Consider the following 21,466-nt stretch of genomic DNA (forward strand, 5'->3'; position numbering starts at 1 on the left):
CGGGAAGCTACTACGCACAGCGGCGCAGGGCAAGAGGGAGGGTGGACAAAAACAGAATCAGACAGCTTGAACTTCTTTCATGTTTACTTTATTATACTAACCTTGCATAACTACAGAAACGAAAACTAAGATGGCAAAGAAAAAGTCTAATGACCTGCACTTCACGCTTGAAGAAATCTCGCTAGCCTATCGTAAAGCTAAGGTTGATTTATTCTACTCAACAACCCCCTCGTTATTGAAAATAATGGCTTATGAGGAAAAGCTTAGAGAGAATTTAGAATCACTTCTTGCGAGATTAAATTCCAATGATGATCTAAGCCAAGATGAAAGTTTCATAGGCTCATGGACCACTATACTTAAAGAGCCTTCAATAAAAGCATCCGATAAGGAAATACTGATTCGTGGCATAAATTCAACTGAGCAGGTAGATGCAAAATTTAGGATTATGTCAGATGTAAGTATTAATCTACATATAGTTTCGACACTATGGATAATACATATTGGGCACAAATATGACAAAAAGCTAAGCGATGACTCATATGGAAATCGAGTTAGAAGAACTAAAGATAATAACATAAATTTATTTTCACTAGGTTCATTAAAGAGTTATATGAAACCATATAGAGAATGGAGAGATAAAGGGCTTAAGGTTATGATTGAAGCCCTAAAAGAAGAAAAAAGCATCATATCTATTAACGGTGATATTAATTCATTTTACCACGAAATAGATGTAAAATTCATGCTAAATGAAGAAAATTTAATCATGCTAACAGAAAAAGAAAAAAATTTACACAAAAAGTTTATAAAATATTTACAGAAATGGGGGGAATTGACCCCTAACGGCAAAGGGCTTCCTGTTGGATTACCAGCATCTGCCATAATAGCAAATTATTTATTATCAGAATTTGACAGTCGTATTCGAAAAGAGATTTCACCTTTATATTATGGCCGATACGTTGATGATATATACTTAATAATTGAAAATACAAATAATTTTGATACAGAATCAGATATATGGAATTGGATAATAAAAAGAATGCCAACTGGCAGCATGCTTCACGATGCCGAAGGCACAAAAATATTAGTACATAAATTCAATAATAGCACAACCAATAACACTCTATTATTAAAGAAAGAGAAAACAAAAATATTCTGCTTAAGGGGCGCAAATGGCCTAATGCTTATAGAGACAATTGCAATACAAGCGCAAGAGCAAGCAAGTGAATGGAGGCTATTACCGAATTTACCTGATTTAACACAAAACATCCAAGCAAATATTGTTAAAGTGGCAAAACGAAATGGAGATGTTACACAAAGTTTAAGAGAATCAGACAATCTAACACTACGAAAAGCTTCATTTGCAATAATGCTACGCGATGTAGAATCATACATGAGAGATTTAGAACCAAACCAATGGGAAGAGCAAAGGCATTCTTTCTTAAATACCATCACAGAAAGCATGAAAGATATTAATTCATTTTTTGAATTCAATAACTATTTACCACGAATTATTAAAATATCAACCAGGTGCAGTGACTGGGGGATATTACAAAAAATGGTAACGCAAATTTTAAAAAATATTGAATTGATTAAAAGCCAGGAAACGGATCAACTAAATAGATGGAGACAGAATATAAAAAACTCAATCTATGAGAGCGTTATTTCCTCTAACCCGCTTACTAATAACTCTAATATAGAAATAAATAAAATACTGGTACTATTGGGATACGAAAGAATTAACCCAGCCAATTTATCTAGGCTATATGCTTCTCTCTTCATTATGGATCTAGCAAGCACCCCATTCAGATATTATTTCCTCCCAAGAGAAATGGTGTCTAAGACCGGAATACCAGAACTAACACAAGAAATAGTAAAAGAACATGGCTCAAACTCACATGCTTATTTTTCAATATATAATGAATGTATAGAATTTTTATGCAACATTGATATATCTAAACTGCCAAAAAATGAAAATAGCAATGGCACTGATATACAAAATTTTTATAAGAACCGATTATATTACTCTACTCGGCCATACTCGCTATCCGAAATATTTATTATTAACAGAGGCCCCAATACAGAATCAAGTCTCATTAAGACTATGTTAGTTCTAAGAGGCTACGTATTACCAGAAGAAAGTATCCAATCAGATGACAGGAATATCAAAATTCAAGTGAAAAAGCCAACAAAAAAGCAAGCAATAGCAGTAACAAGTTGGTATACAGAAGAGAATAGTTGGACGGCCTCCGTCTCGCGTGAGCAGGATCCTGATAATAGGAGATACCATAGGCTTAATAAGCTATTAAACTCTCTGATAATCGATTCAAATAATGAAAAGTATTTAATATTTCCAGAATTATCGATACCTGCTCGTTGGTTTACACATATTGCACAAAGGCTCGCACTAAATAATATATCATTAATAACTGGAATTGAGTACTTACATTCAATAAATATTCATAATGTAATACACAATCAAGTATGGGCATCTCTAGTATGCAAATTTAATAACTTCAATTATGCTGTAATATACAGGCAAGACAAGAAAAACCCAGCACTCCATGAAGAAGAAAATATTCAACAAATTTCCAATGTAAGGTTAGCGCCTGAGGTGAATTGGGTACTCCCTCCAATTATATGCCATGCTGGATTCAGATTTGCAATTCTAATATGCAGCGAACTTACAAATATTGAATATCGTGCCCATTTGAGAGGAAAAGTAGACGCAGTATTTGTGCCCGAATGGAATCCAGACATTGAAACATTCAAGCCATTAGTTGAGTCAGCGGCACTCGATATACACGCCTATATAATACAATGTAATCATAGAAAATATGGGGATAGCCGAATTCGGGCTCCGTATAAAAAATCTTGGCAGCGTGATATAATTCAAGTAAAAGGCGGTGACGCGGATTACTTCGTTATTGGAACAATCGATATCGAAACATTAAGAAGATTTCAATCTGGTTACCGTTCCCCCGTTGGGCCCTTCAAGCCTGTCCCTGACGGATTTGAAATTGACGATAGCCGCAGAATGCTACCTCTATTGTAGAGTAAACCGTACTTACCGTCTCGCCAACGTCCTCTCCCCTAGCGCAGGTCGATGGTTTGGCTGACGGCGATGCGCAGCACGTGGTTGTTCTCCAGTGGGTTCTGCGGACGGGCGTCTACCAGCTGCCAGTTGTAGCCCACCTGAATGTTACCCGCCGGGTGGTACTGATAGCCGAGCATGGCCATGAAGCGGTTGCGGGTGAAGCCGTTGTTGGCGGGGCCTTCGTCGCTGAGGGTCAGCTTCACCTCGTTGGCAATCATGCCGAAGAAGGTGCCCTTCTCCATGCGTGGGCGGTTGAGGGGAATCATGGCGGTGAGGCGCAGGCGCAATCGGTTGAGATAGACCCACGTTGCCTGGTCGGCACCAGGCTCGTTGATGGGACGACCCACCCAGCGCTGCTCCAGCAGGAATTTCTGCTGCAACACCACGCGCCCCCAGTTGAAGGTAACGGTGGCGTCCTGCCAGGTTTCACGAATGGGTGTCCAACCGTAAATGCCGCCCTTCCAGGGATAATCCTGTATGTAGGAAGCGCCGAGAATGAAGGTCCAGCGGGGGTTGAGGTAGTAGATGACGGCGGGGCGCAGAATCAGCTGCTGCCAGTGCTGCGCCATACCCTCACGGCGTACATGGGCTTCGGCACGAACACCCCAACGGTCAGAAAAGCGGAAGTCGAGGTTTCCATTGACCCACAGGTGTTTGGACACCACCTGCGCCGACACACCCTGCGCGGCCAGCAATCCGACAAGGAGTGGCAATGCGCTCCGGACAAACGCTTTACCAACTGGTTGAAACATGCGGCAAAAATGCAGGAAATGCGTTAACCCAGAAAGAACTCTGGCACAACTTTACAGACGAGTGGGGCAAATCGCTCCAAGGGGGCCTCAAACTGGGCGCGGATGATGACCGGTATGGCTGCCAAAGGTGTGGTTGAGAATGATGCGGAGGGCATGATCGTGGTCGAGCGGCGATAGGGGGCGGGTGTCGTGCAGCTGCCACATGTACCCTACCTGAATGCTGCCCCTGGGGTGGTACTGGTAGCCCAGCAGCAGCATGAGGCGGTTGCGGGTAAAACCGCGCTCGGCAGGCTGGTGGCGGTCGGCCGAGAACTTGACCTCCTCGGAGAACTGCCCGAAGACGACACCCTCGTGGAGGTCGCGGGCGGTTAGCGGTAGCGTAAGGTTGAGCCGGAGGCGTAGATGCGTCTGGAAGTGGTATTGCAGCTGGTCGCTGCCTATGGCAACCGGACTGGCGACCCAGCGTTCTTCCAGCAGGATGCGCTGTTGCAGCCGCAGGCGGCCCAGGCGCTCGTGCAGCACGGCATCCTGCCAGGTTTCATACACTGGCATCCAGCGGAAGCCTTCGTCCAGGCACTCGCGCATCTGAGAGAGATACGACACACCGGCTGCCAGCGACAGGCGATGCGAGGGCATGAAGACGACCGCCGGACGGATGAGCAGCGCTTCCCAGCGATGAAGCCCGCCAGTGCGGCGCAGGTGCACCTCGGTGCGCAGAGCCCAGCGGGCATTAAGCTCGGCCTCCAGGTTGGCGTTGAACCAGAAGTGATTGGAGGAAGTAGCGGCCGCAGGAGCCTTCTGGGCAAACAGGGCTGTTGACAGCAGCAGCCACCCCAACAGAGACAAATGGAACGGAAAGCGGAACATAGGTAAAGGCAGCAGGGGGCTACCCTGCGGCAACAAAAATGCCCGGCGGAAGGCCGGGCATTCAGTAACCTGTGTTACGCAGCGGCAGATTACCGCTTCTTTTTCTTGCTTTTGGCGGGGGCGGGGGCACCACCTTTGGTTACAGGACGGCCCCGCGATACGTCTTCGGCCATGCGGACGGCATTGTAGAGGTTGACGATGGCGCCGGTGCGGCAGAGGTCGGTAAGGCGTACTTCGTCGCCTTCGTCATCGCCCTCGGCGGGGCGCTTCACGGGGGCGTCGGGGTACAGCTCGCCGCTGTCGAGGAGGATGTCGCGCACTTGCTGGGCGGTGAGGTTGGGGAAGTAGGACCACAGGGCCGCTGCTACGCCCGAGAACGCCGGAGCCGCCATGCTGGTACCGTCGTTGTTCTCATACTTGTTGTTCCACACGGTGGAGTAAATGCGCACACCAGGCGAGAAAATGTCGACGCCGGTGGGGCCATAGTTTGAGAACGTGCCGACGAAGTCAGCGTCTTTCCAGGAGGAAGCGCCGATCTCGATCCAGAGTGGTGAGCGGGCATTGTCGTCGGCGTAGTAGCCTGTGGGGTACGAAGGTTTCACGTCGATGTTCTGGGCATCGTTACCTGCGGCGTGCACCATAAGAACGCCCTTGCTGGCGGCATAGCGGACGGCTTCGTCCACGATGGGCTTGTGGGGCGAATAGGCTTTGCCAAACGACATATTGATGATCTGAGCACCGTTGTCTACCGCATAGCGGATGGCGTTGGCAATGTCCTTGTCGCGCTCATCGCCATCGGGCACCACACGCAGGGCCATGATACGCACGCTGTCGGCGATGCCACGCATGCCGAGGTTATTGTCGCGGATGGCAGCGATGATACCAGCGACGTGGGTGCCGTGATCAGCGCGGCGGCCACCGATGACATCGGCGTTGCCATAGAAGCGTTCGGCTGTGTCCTCGTAGTTGTCGCCTACGATGTTGCGGGGGTCAAAGTCGAGGTTCAGGCCATAGTCAAGGCGAATGGCGATGTCGCGCATGCCGTCGCGCAGCTTGGTGAGGGTGAGGTCCTGCTCGTAGGCATAGGCGAGAATACGCTGGTAGCGCTGCTCCATCTCGGTGCGGGGCGTGAAGTTTGCCACCTGCTCGGCGGTGAGGGTGTCAACGCCCATGCTGGCCTTCACGGCGTTGTAAGCCTGCGTCAGCGTAGAGAGGAACATGCGGTATTGGCCCAGCAGTTCGGTGTACTTCTTGCGCTCGGCTGAAAATTCATCCTTGATCTGCTGGAAGCGCTTGTACTCAGGGTCGCGCTTGGTGGCGTTGGAGATGGCCGGGTTGAACTTGTCGCGGAGGCGGCGGTACTCGCGGGTCACTTCGAAGTTGTCTTCCATGACACTGCCATTGGGACCACCGATGAAGCTCCAGCCATGGATGTCGTCGATGTAGCCATTGCCGTCATCGTCTTTGCCGTTGCCGGGGATCTCGCGGGGGTTTACCCAGATACGGCCTGCAAGGTCTGGGTGATTGACATCCACCCCGCCGTCAATGACCGCCACGACAATGGTGCGTGCGGGCTTGCGGCCCTTGAGGAGTTCCTGGTAGGCGCGCTCGGCGCTGACACCGCGGTAGCCGTCTTTCTGGGCGTCGAGCAGGTGCCAGTCCTGCGGGGGCTGTGCCTCGGCGCTCGACTGAGCCATCAGCGCCGACGTAGGCAGGGTCAGGAGGGCCAGAGCGCCCCCCAGTACAAGGTTACGTGCTTTCATCACTTACAAATGTATGATTCCTGTCCAAAGCGTCATCAGAATCTCCTGTTTTCACAACTGCGGGGCAGAATCGGTGCGTTATCTTTCGGGAATCTTGCCATGAAGCGTCGTCTGTTGTCTTTGGTTCTGCTGTTGCTGCCGCTGCTGTCGGTGGCCCAGGAGGGCCTGCGCCGTATCACGGCGTATGACGTGCGCGAACTGAAAGCCGGCACGCCCCTACAATTGGACAGCCGCTGGCGTTATCATGCAGGCGATGGTAATCGCTATGGACACCCATTGGTAGACGCCAGTACTTGGTCGCGGCTGCACCCGGCCCTAGATCTCGACACCCTGCAGGGCGACAACTGGAAGGGCGAGGGCTGGTTTGTGCTGACGCTGGAGTTTGTGCAGCCGACCGACTCGCTGCCCCCGCTGGGGCTGACTCTGAACCACCCTGGCGCTTCGGAAGTGTACTGGAACGGTGAGAAGGTAGCCCAGTTTGGTGTCGTGGGCGACAGCCTGCCCGCCGAGCAGACGCTGATGCCCCGCAACCAGCCGGTGCTGCTGCCACTGAGTGGCGGCCAGCGGTATGTGTTAGCGGTGCACTACAGCCACCACAAAGCAGCAACCTACTACGACACCTATGGCCGCTATGCGCGGTTTGCCGGCTTCCGGGCAGCGCTGGTACCTTATGTGACCGCCCAGACAACGTATGCTACCGAGGCGCCACAGACCGAGCTCCAGATGATTATGGGGGCATTTCTTACTCTCTGTGTGCTGCACCTGCTGCTGTTTCTCTTCAGCACACGCGAGGCGCTGCACCTGTGGTATTCGGTAGTAACGGGGGCAACATTCTACTACGCCTTCACGCGGTTCCAGCTGGTGGCGGCTACGCAGTTCGGGCCAGTGTACATCCTGCACCAGATTCTGAGTTCGGTGGCGCTGGCCACCTTCATGATGGCATTCATGGGTTTTCTGTACACGGCGTTTTACAACCGGGTGCTGCGGCAGTTCTACTACTTTGTGCCGCTGACACTGGTGCTGGCGCTGACGATGATCTACGACCAGCAGGGCGTGTCTATCGTACTGGCCATTGTGCTGTCCATCTTCATGCTGGCCGAGAGCTATCAGGCTATAGTGGTGCAGGGCAACCCCATGCAGAGGGGCAGTTTCTGGGCCATTGGCATCGGCATTCTGTTTCCCATTATCAGTGGGGTGGTGGTTCCGCTGGGGCTAGCAATGGTGTCGATGGTAATCACCATCTACAAAGGCGTATTTGGCGGGGGCATGGACTTCAACCTGAGCCTTGCCATCAATGACTTTTTCACGAAATGGCCGTATCTGTCGCTGCTGGCGCTGCCACTGAGCATGTCGGTGTTTCTGGCGCGCACCAACGCCGAGAAGAACCGCGAGCTGGAAACGCAGGTACAGGAGATCAAGGGGCTGAGCGACAAGGCACTGTCGGCAGAGAAAGAGAAGCAGCGGCTGGTGCGGCAGCAGAACCTGCTGCTGGAACAGCAGGTAGCGGAGCGGACGGCTGAAATCAGCCACCAGAAAGCCGAAATCGAGCGGATCAACGATATTCTGAGCGTGGCGGCAGAAGAGGTGCGGCAGAAAAACCGGCACCTGGAAGACACTATGCAGCAGTTGCGCATTACGCAGGAGCAGCAGCTGATACAACAGGAGAAAATGGCTGCGCTGGGGGCGCTGGTGGCGGGTGTGGCACACGAGATCAACACACCGCTGGGGGTAATCAATGGGGCGAACAAAGACCTGATGCATACGCTGCCGGAAGTGATGCGTCGGCTGCCGCAGTTTCTGAACTCGCTGTCGCCCGAGCTGCACGAGTGTTTCTTCCAGCTGATCTCGCGCGCCGAGACCCGCCGTCTGAACCTGAGCAGCCGCGAGGAACGCACCATCCGTACCACGCTGGTGAAAGAACTGCAGACATACAAGCTGGCGGCAGACGTGCAGCTGATCGCACGGGAGTTTGTGCGGATGAACATCGAGCGCGACGTGCGCGAGTTTCTGCCGCTGCTGCGCCTGCCCAACGTAGTGGAGGTGTTGCAGGTGGCCGCCGACTTTGTGTGGGCGCGCATTCACACCGACAACATAGACCTGGCGGTGTCGCGCACGCAGAAGATTGTGTACGCCCTGAAGAGCTATGCCCACCGCCCCATGACCGAAGAGGCCGTGGAAACCAGCGTGGTGGACAACCTGGAGGTGGTTCTGACCATTTACCACAACCAGCTGAAGCACGGCGTAGAAGTGGAGCGGCACTACAGCCCCAACCTGCCTCCTATTCTGGCTTATCCCGACGAACTGAACCAGGTGTGGACCAACCTGATACACAACGCGCTACAGGCCATGCAGTACAAGGGCAAGCTTGTGTTGGAAGCCGAACGCCAGAACGGGCACATCATCGTGAAGATTACTGACAACGGGCCCGGCATACCGGCCAAGGTGCTGCCCCGCATTTTCGAGCCGTTCTTCACCACCAAAGCACAAGGCGAGGGCACTGGCCTGGGACTTGGCATCTGCCAGAAGATCGTACAGAAACACAACGGCGATATTGCGGTGGATACCGAACCGGGACGTACGACGTTTATTGTAAAACTGCCCGTGCATGTCAACCAACCCGTCGCAGCCCATGCGTAAAGCCATCCTGTGCGTAGACGACGAGAAGAGCGTGCTGGATACGCTGATCCGCGAGCTCACGACCTCGCTGGGTGAGAAATACCACTACGAAACCGCCGAGAGCGTAGAGGAAGCCTGGGAGGTGATAGACCTGCTGGTGAACCAGGGCTATGACGTGGTGTTGGTCATCAGCGACTGGCTGATGCCTGGCACCAAAGGCGACGTGTTTCTGGTGGAGCTGCACCGGAATTTTCCCGAAACCGTAAAGATTCTGTTGACGGGCCAGGCCGACACCCTGGCCATAGAGAATGCCATGCGCAACGCCGAGCTGTATGCCTTTATCCAGAAACCGTGGAAGAAAGAGCAGCTGGTGTCGCTGATACACAATGCATTTGACGAAGCGGAACCGCCCGAAACCGGGAGTTGACGCTGGCGTCATCTGGAACACATACAAACAACCGAGCTTCGGGGGCGCAAGCCGCCGCGACAAACAAACATGCAAGGAACGACCGCAGACAGACCCGCTATTCTATGTGTTGACGACGAGAAATCGATACTGCTGACCCTGGAGCGACAGTTACAACGCCCCTTTGGAGAGCAGTTCGACCTGGAATTCGCGGAAAGTGGAGAAGAAGCCCTGGAAATACTGGAGCAGCTACAAGCTGAAGGGCGCGAGTTGGCGATGGTGATTTCAGACCAGATAATGCCCGGCCTGAAAGGCGACGAACTGCTGATAGAGGTACACCGCCGCCAGCCCGAAACGCTGAAGATCCTGATGACCGGTCAGGCCGGACTGGATGCCGTGCGCAACGCCATCAACCGGGCCGGGCTATACCGCTACATCCCAAAGCCGTGGGAGCCGGAAGACTTTGTGCTGACGGTGTCGGAGGCTGTGCGGAGCTACCAGCAGCAGCGCGACCTGCGCAGCCAGGCGGCGCATAACCACCTGCTGAAGCAGCTGACCAGCCACACCCAGCGCATCGCCAGCCAAACCGAGCCCGAGCAGATTTTTGACCTGCTGGTAGAATATGCCTGGCACTATACACGGGCGGAAGAGATTCTGGTGCTGTACGACCCCGAGGATGCTGCGCCACGCCTACAGCGTATCCGGTATCAGGACGAAGAGAAGGGCCGTGAGCTGAAGCTGTATGCCGTCGAAGAGCCCGAGGCCATTGCCCAGGCGCTGGTGCGGCGGGTGAGCCAGGCGCTGGAAGCGGGCGGCGACTGTGAAATCGCCATCGCCATCCAGAGCCAGGCTAAGCCCTACGGCTACCTGTTTCTGCGAAATCCCAGCGAAGAGGCCCCCTTTGAGGACAGCCAGCGCGAGATACTGACCATTCTGACACAGCAGGCCGGCATTGCGCTGGAAAACGCACGGCTGATTGGCCGGCTGGGCAAGGCGCATCAGTCGATCACCGACAGTCTGTTCTATGCCAAGAACATACAGCAGGCGCTGCTGCCCCAGACGGAAGACCTGCTGAAGGCCTTTCCGGAAGTTGTGGTGTATTACAAGCCGCGCGACATCGTATCGGGCGACTTCTACTGGCACATCCGGCGGGCGCAGTTTACCTATCTGGTGGTGGCCGACTGTACGGGCCACGGGGTGCCGGGGGCGCTGATGTCGGTGCTGGGGGCGTCGCTGCTGAACGAGATTTTCAGCCACCACACCGCGCCCGAGCCTGCCGAGGTGCTGGAGCGGCTGAACAGCCGCCTGCAACGCATGCTGCGCCACCAGCAGAGTGCCAACGTACAGGTGCTGGACGGCATGGACCTGGTGCTGGTAAAAGTAGACCCCCTGAAAAATGAAATTACGTTTGCCGATGCCAACCGGCCGCTGGCACTGGTGCAGAATGGACAACTGGAGTTTCATCTACTGAACCGCCGGGCCATCGGCTACAGCCTACAGGCACACGAGGTGGGCTTTCAGCAGAAGACAGTGCCCTATGAGCCTGGCGCGATGCTGTACCTGTTCACCGACGGGATGACAGACCAGACGGGACTGGGCGCGCGGTCGAAGCTGACGCGGCGGCGGCTGGCCGAGGTGCTGCTGGAGCTGTCGCCACTGCCCTGCGAGGTACAGGAGGCCAAACTGGGGGCTTTCATCACGCAATGGCGTGAGGGCCAGAAGCAACTGGACGACATGCTGCTGGTGGGCGTGCGACTGAGGTAACTTTTTTTGGCCGAAGTATTGCGTCGTACTGCCTGACCTCCTAATTTTGCCACTCCAATTCGGAATCAACCCCGAAGCGGAAAAGGCCCAAGCCTGAATAGCTCAGCTGGTTAGAGCATCTGACTGTTAATCAGAGGGTCCTTGGTTCGAGTCCAAGTTCAGGCGCACGAGAAGCCCCGACGAGAGTCGGGGTTTTTTCGTTTGTGGGGTGAGGGGAAGAAGTGAGCTGACGGGGTCTCCCATCCAATACAAAAACAAAACAGGGGCCAATGGCCCCTGTTTGCATATCGGGTATGTGCCCCGGTTACTTCTTCTTGGGGGCGGCTTTGGTGGTTTTGGCAGCGGGCTTGGCCGTTTTGCTGGCCGCAGCCTTCACGCCTGTGGCCGACCGCTTGCGCGTGGCTGATGCCGGGGTAGCCTTGGCCGTCTTCTTGGCAGCAGGGGCTTTGGCTGGCGACTTGGCTGTGGTCTTGGCGGCTGTCTTGCCGAAGCGGCCCTTCTTGGCCGACTTCACCGTGCCGGCCTCGGTCTGCTGGCGCACCAGTTCCTGAGCTTCGTCGAGGGTGAGGGCGGCAGGATCGGTGCCCTTGGGCAGCTTGTAGTTGTTGTCGCCGTCGGAGAGGTAGGCGCCCCAGCGGCCATTGAGCACCTGAAGTGGTGAGCCGGGGAACGCCTTGATGAGACGCTCGCGCTCGGCCTTACGCTTGGCCTCAATTGCCTCGATGGCCTGCTCCTCGGTGACGGTGAAGGGGTCCATGCCCTTGGGGAGGCTGTAGAACTTCTTCTCGTGGAGGACGTAGGGCCCAAAGCGGCCGATGTTGGCCTGAATATCGGCGCCTTCGTACTGGCCCACGCGGCGGGGCAGCTTGAAGAGCTCGAGCGCCTGCTCAAGGGTGACGCTTTCGAGGCGCTGGTCGGCACGGAGGGAGGCAAACTGCTTCTGCTCGTCGTCCTGGGCACCGAGCTGCACCAGCGGGCCAAAGCGGCCAAGACGGGCCGAGACGGGCTTGCCGGTAACGGGGTCGTGGCCAAGGAGCCGCTCGCCCTGCACACGGCCTGCACTCTGCTCGGTTTCGGCTACCTGCTTGTGGAAGGGCGGGTAGAAGGTTTCGAGCATGCGGGTCCAGCCGAGCTGGCCGCGGGCAATTTCGTCGAACTCCTCTTCCACGCGGGCGGTGAACTTGTAGTCCACGATGTTGGCGAAGTAGGAGACGAGGAAGTCGGTAACGAGCGAGCCGAGGTCGGTGGGGAAGAGCTTGGCCTTCTCGGCACCGGTATTCTCGGTAGCGGTTTTCTCGGAGAGCTTACCGGCCTTGAGGGTGAGGACGCGGTATTTACGCTCGATGCCGGGGCGGTCTTCGCGCACGACGTAGCCGCGCTTCTGGATGGTGGAGATGGTGGGGGCGTAGGTAGACGGGCGGCCAATGCCTTCCTCTTCCATCGCCTTAACGAGGCTGGCCTCGGTGTAGCGGGCGGCAGGGCGGGTGAAACGCTCAGTTGCGACGAGGGCGTCGAGGGTGAGGGCATCGCCGACGCTGAGGCTGGGCAGCAGGGCCGAGCCGGGCATGGCAGACTCCTCGTTCTCGTCGTCGTCGCGGCTTTCGAGGTAGAGCTTCAGGAAGCCGTCGAACCGGATGATTTCGCCGGTGGCCTCGAGGTTGGCGAGGGGCTTGGCGGCCTTAACCGCTATGCCTACTACGGTTTTCTCCAACTGGGCGTCGGCCATCTGCGAGGCGACGGCGCGCTTCCAGATGAGCTCGTAGAGGCGCTGCTCGGAGCGGTCCTGTGACACGACACGTGCACGGAAGTCGGTGGGGCGGATGGCCTCGTGCGCTTCCTGGGCGTTGGCAGTCTTGTTGGCGTAGGTACGGATCTGGTGGTACTGGTCGCCGTAGTCTGAGTGGATGACGTCGCGTGCAGCGCCGAGTGCCTCTTTGGAGAGGTTGACGCTGTCGGTACGCATGTAGGTGATGTGGCCCGACTCGTACAGGCCCTGGGCAATGCGCATGGTCTGCGCGACGCCGAAGCCCAGTTTGCGGCTGGCTTCCTGTTGCAGGGTACTGGTGGTGAAGGGGGGCGCGGGGCTGCGCTTGCCGGGCTTTTTCTCGAGCGAGGCGACGGAGAAGGCGGCGCCATTGGCGGCTTCGAGGTAGGCACGGGCGGCGGGCTCGCTGTCCAGACGCTTGGGCAGGGCTGCCTTGAAGGGCTCCCCCTTGGCGGTGCGCATTTCGGCAGCGATGTTGAAGAACGCGGTGGGGGTGAAGCCCTGTACCTCGCGTTCGCGCTCGACGATCATGCGGACGGCGACACTCTGCACGCGGCCGGCAGAGAGGCCGAACTTTACTTTCTTCCAGAGAATGGGGGACAACTCGAAGCCGACGAGACGGTCGAGCACGCGGCGGGCCTGCTGGGCATCGACGAGGTTCATGTCGATGGTGCGGGGCTGCTCGATGGCGCGGAGAATGGCGTTTTTGGTAATCTCGTGGAAGACGATGCGCTTGGTCTTCTGGAGGTCGAGGCCGAGGACCTCGGCGAGGTGCCAGGAGATGGCTTCCCCTTCACGGTCTTCGTCGGTCGCAAGCCAGACTGTTTCGGCTTCCTTGGCCAGCTTGCGAAGGGTTGCGACAACTTCGAGCTTGTCGGGCGACACTTCATAGACCGGCTTGAAGTTGTTCTCAACGATGACGGAGCGGTCGTCCTTGGGCAAATCGCGGATATGGCCAAAGGAGGCATGAACCTTGAAGTCCTTGCCCAGGTACTTTTCTATCGTCTTGGCTTTAGCCGGCGATTCGACAATCAGGAGATTTTTCGCCATGTGGGGAGGAGCGCGCCCTGAGGGGCTGGAAGTAGTTTCAGTTGGGAATCAGGGGGCAAAGTTGTGATTTTTCGCAGAACCCCGGTATGGAAAGCGCAATGCCCGGCTGAAAGTGCCGGGCATTGGTAAGAAATTGCCATTTATACCTGTGCTGGCGCCTGTACACCTTCGCCTGCGACGGCCTTGGTGCCGACCAGCAGCGGCTTGTAGCGGATGGACGGGCTCTCGATGAAGTCGCCGAGGGCGAGGGTGCCCCATTTGCGGTCAACGGCCTCGATGGTGGCATCGTCCATGACGAGGATGTTGGGCCAATCGCGGGTGAAGCCGTCGTGCTCAAGCGTTTTGCGGGTGCCGTCGAAGACCACGTGAGCAGTAGCCTCGGGGCTGTCGGCTTCGATGATGACGGCGTCGCGCTTGACGTCGGTGTTGTTGCAGAAGCGCCAGAAGGCATCGCCGACGTACTCGAGCGACATACCGGCGTCGAGAATCATGACCATTTTGACATGGGCGAATTCGGGGCGCTGGCAGAGGGCGCGGCCCAGAGCTTTCACCTGTCCCTTCTGCGTCTTGTGGATGCTGACGAGGACGAGGGAAATGCCTTCCTCGAGGAGCTGGGCGTTGATGGCGCTGACCTCTGGGTGGGCGGCGCGGATGGCCTCCAGCGAAAACTCGCTGCTGGAGGGAATCGGTACATGGGCGCTGGCCCCTGGGCGCAGTTCCTCGTCGAGTTTGCGGGTGCCGTCAATGCCGAGCTTGCCACCGAAGGCCATTTTGGAGCAGGAGTGGTCGAGCACGTCGATGGGGCCCTGCCCCATGACAAGATCCTGCTGGGGATCGAAGTTTTCGGTGACGTACCGGGCGAGGTCGCGGTAGTTCTTGAGGGTGGTACCCTTGTCTACTACGACCATCATTTTGGTGAACATCATCTGGCCGGCACCCCAGAGCGAGTTCATGACCTTGAGGCCCTGGCCGGGGAAGGTCTTGTCGATCTGGACGATGGCCATGTTGTGGAACACGCCCTCGATGGGAAGGTCCATGTCGAGGATTTCCGGCACCATGGTCATCTTGATGGGCGCGAGGAAGATGCGCTCGGTAGCTTTGCCAATCCAGGCATCTTCCTGCGGCGGGATTCCGACGATGGTAGAAGGATATACGGCGTCTTTGCGGTGGGTGATGGCCGTGACGTGGAAACGGGGATAGAGGTCCTGGAGGGAGTAATAGCCGGTGTGGTCGCCGAAGGGGCCTTCGACGATGAAATCCTCGGAGGTATCTACATATCCCTCGATGACGAAATCGGCATCGGCGGGCACTTCCATGTCGATGGTGAGGCACTTGACGAGATCTACGCGCTTCTTGCGGAGGAAACCAGCGAGGATGTATTCGTCGATGCCGTCGGGCAGGGGCGCGGTGGCAGCATAGGTGTAGACGGGGTCGCCACCGAGGGTGATGGCAACGGGCATGCGCTGGCCCAGCTTTTTATACTCTTCGAAGTGGCGGCGCGACACCTTGTGCAGCTGCCAGTGGATGGCGGTGTGCTGGTCGTCCATGACCTGAACGCGGTACATTCCGACATTGCGGGCGCCGGTGTGGGGGTCGCGGGTGTGGATGACGGGCAGGGTGATGTATCGGCCGCCATCCTCGGGCCAGCATTTCATGACAGGAATGCGGCTGAGGTCGGGCTTGGGCATGACCACCTGCTGGCACTCTCCCCTACCCGACACCTTCTTGGGCATCCAGGAGGCGACCTGACCTAGCTTGGGGAGCATCTTCAGTTTGTCGAGGATGGTATCCTTGGGCGAGGTCATGGTTTTGAAGAGGGCCTCGATTTCGTGTGAAACGTCGTCGAGGTCGTTGACGCCGAGGGCCATGCACATACGGCGGTACGAACCCATGGAGTTGATGAGAACGGGGAAATCGGTGCCAGTATTCTCGAAGAGAATAGCCTTGTTGCGGGTTTCGCCCGCCTTGGAGATGCGGTCGACGACCTCGGTCATTTCAAGGACGGGGTCGACAAACTGCTTGACACGCACAAGTTCGCCCGCCTGTTCGAGGGCGTCGATAAAATGCCGGAGGTTACGGAAAGCCATGCGCAAAGATATTTTCAATTCTCATTGAAAATAACCGCGGGGGTTGCGGAAAGGTTTTCCTGGGGGGAAGAAATATCAGGAATTGGCCGCGACAGTGCTACCAGCGAGGGGCAGCTCGACGAAGAATGTAGCGCCCTGGCCGGGGATACTCTCGAACCAGACGCGACCGCCCATGCGCTCGGTAAGGGTGCGGACGATGGAGAGGCCCAGCCCCGTGGAGCTTTCGCCCGCGGTGGGGCGGGTGGAGAGGCGGGCAAACTTCTTGAAGAGCATGTGCTCTTCCTGCTTGGGGATGCCAGGGCCAGAGTCCTCGATGACGAAACGGATGTGACCATCGCGGGCGGCAGCCCGAAGAGAGACCTCGCCGCCACGGGGCGAGAACTTGATGGCGTTGGAGACCAGATTGTCGAGCACCTGCATGAGGCGGCGGCCATCGGCGACGACGGCTGGCAGGGTTTGGCTGGCCTCGGCGTCAAGTGTAATCTGTTTGGTGGCCGCGCGGGGACGGTACTGCATGGCCAACTGCTCGATGAGGAGGGCGGGCTGGATGGGTTCGAGGCGGAGGTCGAGGGCGCCCTGTTCGATGCGGTTGATGTCGAGCAGATTGGAGACGATGTCCATCATCTGGTCGGCGGTGAGAGCGATTTTGGCGGCGAACTCTGAGATTTCGGCATCGGTGAAGCGACCGGGGTCGTCCTTGAGCATGCCGGAGAAGATGCGGATGGCGGCGATGGGGTTCTTGAGGTCGTGTGCGGCAATGCCGAGGAACTCGTCTTTCTCGCGGATGGCGGTTTCGATCTGTGCGCGCTGCTCTTCGACGGTTTCGACGTGGTGCTGGATCTCGATGTTGGCCTGTTCGAGGGCACGGTTGCGCTCAAAGAGCATGGCCTGGGTCTTCTCCTGCTGGCGGTAGCGCCATAAAAGAGCGAATGCCAGAAAGAGCACCAATGCAATGAGTGCAAGGAGGAGGTTTCGCCAGAGGGCATCGACCTTCTGGCGTTCTTCGAGGAGCTGGATGCGTGCCTGTTGCTTGGAGGCTTCATAGTCGGCCTGGAGGGCGGCAATCTGCCGGCTCTGGTCGGCGGAGAAGAGACTGTCAGAGACGCGGTCGTATTCGCGGTAGAAAGCGAGGGCCTGGGAATGATCGCCGAGGGTATCGGAGATCGCGGAGAGGGTAAGGAGTGTCTGAAGGCGAAGGGGTGCGGCGTTGATGCGCAGGCTGATGCGATTGGCCTCGCGGGTGAGGTCCAGGGCGCTTTCGAAGTTGCCGATGCGAAGACGTGTGCGGGCAAGTTCGATCATGGCGCGGGCCTGGGACAGGGGCACCTGCTGCTTGCGGGCCATTTCGAGGGCTGAAGCCAGGGCCCGCTCGGATACCGCCAGCTTGCCGATGTTGCGATAGGCGGTGCCGAGATTGATCATGGACCCGGTAATCATGAACGGGGAACCGAACTTCTCGAGGAGAGCAAGTTCGTTCTGGAGATAGGTAATGGCGCGGGTGTGCTGGCCCAGGGCATCGTATACCTGACCGAGATAGCCATACGCCCGGGCTACCCCAAGGCTGTCCTTCATCTGGCGCTTGGTTTCCTCGGCCTGATGGAGATAGTTAAGGGCTTTGTCGTAGTTCCGCTGGTCGGCGTAAAGGGAGCCCACGCTGAGCAAAATGCTGGCGGTGGCGTTGCTGTCGCCCTGCTGTTCCTTGATACGAAGCGCCTGGAGGTAGTTGGCCATGGCGTTATCGTAGTTTCCCAGACGCTGATGGGAGGAAGCGAGGCTGGAATAGCCTTCGGCCATGAGGCTGTAATCGGCCTGCCGCTCGGCGAGAGTAAGGCCCTGTTCGTATTCACTGATGGACTCGCCATACTGGCCATCGGCCCAGAACCAGATGCCGAGGAGATAGTGCGCCCGGATGCGGCCTGCCGTGTAGTTGAGCTGAGTGGCGAGCTCCAGCGCCTGGCGGGAGAGCTGTATGCCCTCGGCCATTTCCAGCGAAGTGGAGCGTGCGCGAGTGAGGAGCCGCTTGACGGCGTTGCTGTCGCGGCCAGTTTCGGGCTCGGCCGTAGTTCCCTTCTGGAGAGAAGTATTGCCCGAGGAGCTGGAAGGAGGTGGGGCCGGAACAGCCTGCGAGTCGCCCGCCTTTTTCGTGCCACTGGAGGTGCCGCCTTTGCCACCGGAATTGGCCCAAGCCACGCCCGCCAGGCCTAAAGAAAAGGCCAGCAAGCCTGTAAGGAGCCACAAAGGCAAACGCAGCAGGCGAATCACGGTATAAGATAGGAAAGGGGGCTGGAAACAGAAACGGAATGTGGAAAAAGGGGGGCCTGTTTCCGGTATTTACAGGTCATCTACGCAGGGCCTGACGGGAATTTCGTGAGGCAAGCCAGTCTTCGAGGCGCTCGTTGAGAGGCACTGCGAGGAAGGCCAGGACAATGCGGATGGTGAAACCCACAAGCGGCATCGCCAGCAGACCCAGATTCCATCGGTTTCCCATGCCATAGGCAATCATTGCCAGGGAAATGAACAGCAGCACAAGCAGCAGGGCGCGGGCAGGGCGGGAGACCGAGCGTCCAGAGACACGGGCACTGATAACCGTGACGGTGGTGACGAGCAGAAGCACCAGCAGCAGCTCTGCGAAGAGGTGAAGGAATGCCCTGCCAAGGCCATTGGAGATGGCAAACTCGACCTTATCGGCTTCGCTGATGCGGCCCATGGAATCGCGCGCGCGAACGAAGAGGATATAGCTGCCACTGGAGAGCTGGTGGAAAGTGAGGGTACTGCCCTGAAGGGTTTGCCAGCCCTGGTCGTTGAGGTTGTATTCAAAGACGACCTGCTGCTCGGAGACTGGCGCGGCGAGGTCGAACCGGACCTCATAGCCCTGGTGGTGTGGGAGCTCGAAAGCGGCAAGATTCTGGAGAGAGTCGGCGTAGGGTTCGGGACTGCCCGTAGGCTGCACAACAATACGGGTGACAACCGCTCTGAAAGGACGGGTGCGCACGGGAGGCCGGGGCATTGCCGTGGTGAGGTAGAGGCTTCGGCGGAACGAGAGCCACAGTTGCCGACCTGAAGTAAGGGCGCCGGGAGCTACCTGCTGCATCCCTGGGAGGATGCCCAGCATTCGGGAAGAATCGACTGGGAGGCCCTTTTCCAAGCGGTACATGGTGGTGCGCACCATGAGGTAGTCTTTGCCAGCCAGCTGCCAGAGCTCCACATCCTGGTTGGCGGCGCCCGCGAGAACAGCAGAAGTGCGGGGGTTGGTATTGAAACGATGGGCCAGTGAGTCCCAGACGAAAAAGCGGCCCGCGGCTACGGCGTAGAGTTGCTGCCCGAGAGCGTAGAGGCGCGTTTCGTGACGCAGGGAATCGGGGTAGTGTTTCTGCTGAAGTCTGACACCACGGCCGTCGGCGGCGGGCATGACCTCAAGAATGCCTGGACCACGAATACCTGCCCAGAGCGCTCCGCGGTTGTCCTGCACGAGACTGGTGACCGACTCTGACACGCCAACGAGGGGGCCGAGGTATTCCCACTTGCCATTCTGAAAGCGTACTGTACCGATACCCCGCTCGTGAGCCACATAAAGGGTACCGGCCTGCCTATCGGAGATGACGATATCGCGGGCCTGAATGGAAAGCACACGACTGGCAGTGCGTTCCTTCACATAATAAAGGCCATTGGCGCCCCCTACCAGAAGCCCTTCGCCCCATGGGCGCATACAGAAGAGTTTATCGATCGGCAGGCCGGGCACACGCAGAAACACATCGCTGGGGCTTTGGCCGCCAAGGAGGGTTTTCTCTACCAGTTGGACCCGCTCGCGGACAGTGAAGACTGGGTTGAGGGCGGGGGAAGCCGCAGCAGAGGGTGTTGCCGGGGCACCCGCTGGGGTTTGGGTGGGCCCAGACTCGGCGGTCTTTTTCCTACGGAGGAAGTCGAAAAGGCCCCATCCGGAGCGGCCACTGGCTTCAGACTCGGCTTTTTTTCGCTCGCGCTCGGCACGACGCTCGGCCTGGCGGCGCTCTTTGTCGGAAAGAGGCTGGGCAGGTGGTTGGGCCTCCTCGGGCTGTGGATCAGCGGTTGTGGCGGTGGCAGGTGCGGGAGCCGAGCGGGTAGGCTCCTGAACGGTGCGCACGTATTCGCGACGGCTGTTCTCTACGATGTACTCAGCAGGGTTCTCGATGGGGAGATAATAGAGGCCATCGTCGGTAGCGATGTAAAGACGACCGAGGGCATACTGAAGACCGTTGATGTGCGAACGCAGCTGCGGGAAGGTGGCCAACGGCATATCCAGCAGCGTGGACGAAAAGCTGTAGCTGTGGGCCAGCCAAACCCGACCACCGTCGGCGACGAGCAAGCCGTTGACATCGTTTTCGGGCAGGCCATTGAGGACATTGAGGGCTCCTGAGGCTACACCGGTAGCGGGGTCGAGAATGAGACAACCACTGAAGGGGGTGGCAAGAAGGACCTGTCCGGAAGCCAGAAGTGCAGCATCCTGGAGGTCGATGAGGGGGAGCGAGGAGGCAAACCGCTGCCACTGGCCGGGGTGGCCAATGAAGAGTTCGCCGCGCTGTGTGCCAATGAGTTGACGACCATCTTTGAGGCGAAGCCCGAAGACGACTATCTGACTGCGAAGGGTGTTCTGGTCTGCCTGCACGGTAAGCATTCCGGCCCCTTCCATAATGGCATGAATGCCGCCATTCTCGATGTTGAGGAAGAGGGTGTCGGCGGCACGCCAGATGCCGCGGAAGAAGTCGCTGCCCTGTGCCTGTAGAGCGAGTTCGAGGCGATCGGCGGCGGGGAGATACCGCAGGACGAACTCGTTACAGTAGAAGTAGACGCGGCCACCAATGACCTGAATGCTGGTGATTTCGTCGTAGGCTCTGGTGCGTGGAGGGAGCTTTGGGGTAAGGTCGCGGAAGCGGTAGGCGCCACGGGCATCGGCCTCGAGATAGCCAAAAGTGCGGCCCGCAGCGATATAGATGCGAAGGGAGTCGGTGGCGAGGGCCGTAATGGGGCCGGGGCTGGGCAGCAGGAGCGAGCGACTGCCGTCGAAACGGACGAGGCCACCGCTGAAGCCAATAAAGAGAAAGCCATTGGCATCCTGGGCCAGGAGAGCACGGCCCTCGGTTTCCTGCAGGTCGTCGGGATAGGGCTGGCTGCGGACAATAAAGGAACTCTGTTGGGCAGCCAGCGGCAGGAACAGGCAACAGCAGCAGAGGCAGAGCGCCAGAAGGCGGCTGCACAGGGTTGCTGAATCGGTGTTTCTTGTGTTCGTTTGCAACAGGCAGGCAGATGATGCCTTAAAATTGCACAC

The 21,466-nt window shown here is 57.1% G+C and carries 11 protein-coding genes and 1 tRNA gene; 5 read left to right on the plus strand and 7 right to left on the minus strand.

The window, feature by feature from the left end; genetic code table 11:
• The first annotated feature begins 130 nt into the window (after positions 1–130).
• A complete protein-coding gene (locus tag AC2D8O_RS00105; RefSeq protein ID WP_484676741.1) occupies positions 131–3,052 on the plus strand; it encodes a reverse transcriptase domain-containing protein in 2,922 nt (973 codons plus the stop codon).
• A gap of 38 nt (positions 3,053–3,090) precedes the next feature.
• On the opposite strand, the gene AC2D8O_RS00110 is transcribed toward AC2D8O_RS00105, so the two are convergent.
• From AC2D8O_RS00110 to AC2D8O_RS00120, 3 genes are all read right to left on the minus strand, one after another.
• Entirely contained in the window at positions 3,091–3,846 is a 756-nt protein-coding gene (locus AC2D8O_RS00110; protein WP_484676742.1) for a DUF2490 domain-containing protein, read from the minus strand.
• Positions 3,847–3,933: 87 nt separating this feature from the next.
• Positions 3,934–4,713 carry a DUF2490 domain-containing protein gene (locus tag AC2D8O_RS00115; protein ID WP_484676743.1) on the minus strand — a complete coding sequence of 260 codons (780 nt, stop codon included), beginning with the start codon at positions 4,711–4,713 and terminating at the stop codon, positions 3,934–3,936.
• Between the two features lie 89 nt (positions 4,714–4,802).
• Positions 4,803–6,476, minus strand: a complete 1,674-nt coding sequence (locus tag AC2D8O_RS00120) for a S8 family peptidase (RefSeq protein WP_484676744.1) — start codon at positions 6,474–6,476, stop codon at positions 4,803–4,805.
• Positions 6,477–6,575: 99 nt separating this feature from the next.
• Here AC2D8O_RS00120 and AC2D8O_RS00125 point away from each other — a divergent pair, with 99 nt between their 5' ends.
• The 4 genes from AC2D8O_RS00125 (at position 6,576) to AC2D8O_RS00140 (ending at position 11,427) form a co-directional block, all read left to right on the plus strand.
• Entirely contained in the window at positions 6,576–9,113 is a 2,538-nt protein-coding gene (locus tag AC2D8O_RS00125) for a sensor histidine kinase (protein WP_484676745.1), read from the plus strand.
• Entirely contained in the window at positions 9,082–9,519 is a 438-nt protein-coding gene (locus AC2D8O_RS00130; protein ID WP_484676746.1) for a response regulator, read from the plus strand. The genes AC2D8O_RS00125 and AC2D8O_RS00130 overlap by 32 nt, the downstream gene beginning before the upstream one ends.
• Before the next feature lie 69 nt (positions 9,520–9,588).
• Complete coding sequence (locus tag AC2D8O_RS00135) at positions 9,589–11,262, plus strand: SpoIIE family protein phosphatase (RefSeq protein ID WP_484676747.1); 1,674 nt, start codon at positions 9,589–9,591, stop codon at positions 11,260–11,262.
• Between the two features lie 91 nt (positions 11,263–11,353).
• Positions 11,354–11,427, plus strand: a tRNA-Asn gene (locus AC2D8O_RS00140).
• 139 nt (positions 11,428–11,566) lie between these two features.
• Here AC2D8O_RS00140 and topA read toward each other — a convergent pair.
• The 4 genes from topA to AC2D8O_RS00160 all read right to left on the minus strand — a co-directional run bounded on the left by topA (position 11,567) and on the right by AC2D8O_RS00160 (position 21,433).
• The gene (topA, locus tag AC2D8O_RS00145; protein ID WP_484676748.1) at positions 11,567–14,077 is read right to left on the minus strand and encodes a type I DNA topoisomerase; all 2,511 of its coding nucleotides are present in this window, start codon (positions 14,075–14,077) and stop codon (positions 11,567–11,569) included.
• 140 nt (positions 14,078–14,217) lie between these two features.
• Positions 14,218–16,164 carry a menaquinone biosynthesis decarboxylase gene (locus AC2D8O_RS00150; protein WP_484676749.1) on the minus strand — a complete coding sequence of 649 codons (1,947 nt, stop codon included), beginning with the start codon at positions 16,162–16,164 and terminating at the stop codon, positions 14,218–14,220.
• Between the two features lie 75 nt (positions 16,165–16,239).
• Positions 16,240–18,426 (minus strand): tetratricopeptide repeat-containing sensor histidine kinase, encoded by a 2,187-nt coding sequence (locus AC2D8O_RS00155; protein WP_484676750.1) that lies wholly within the window; start codon positions 18,424–18,426, stop codon positions 16,240–16,242.
• Positions 18,427–18,502: 76 nt separating this feature from the next.
• On the minus strand, positions 18,503–21,433 hold the full coding sequence (locus AC2D8O_RS00160; RefSeq protein ID WP_484676751.1) for a hypothetical protein: 2,931 nt from the start codon (positions 21,431–21,433) through the stop codon (positions 18,503–18,505).
• Between the last annotated feature and the right edge of the window lie 33 nt (positions 21,434–21,466).

It is taken from the genome of Pontibacter sp. T17, from assembly GCF_057219875.1.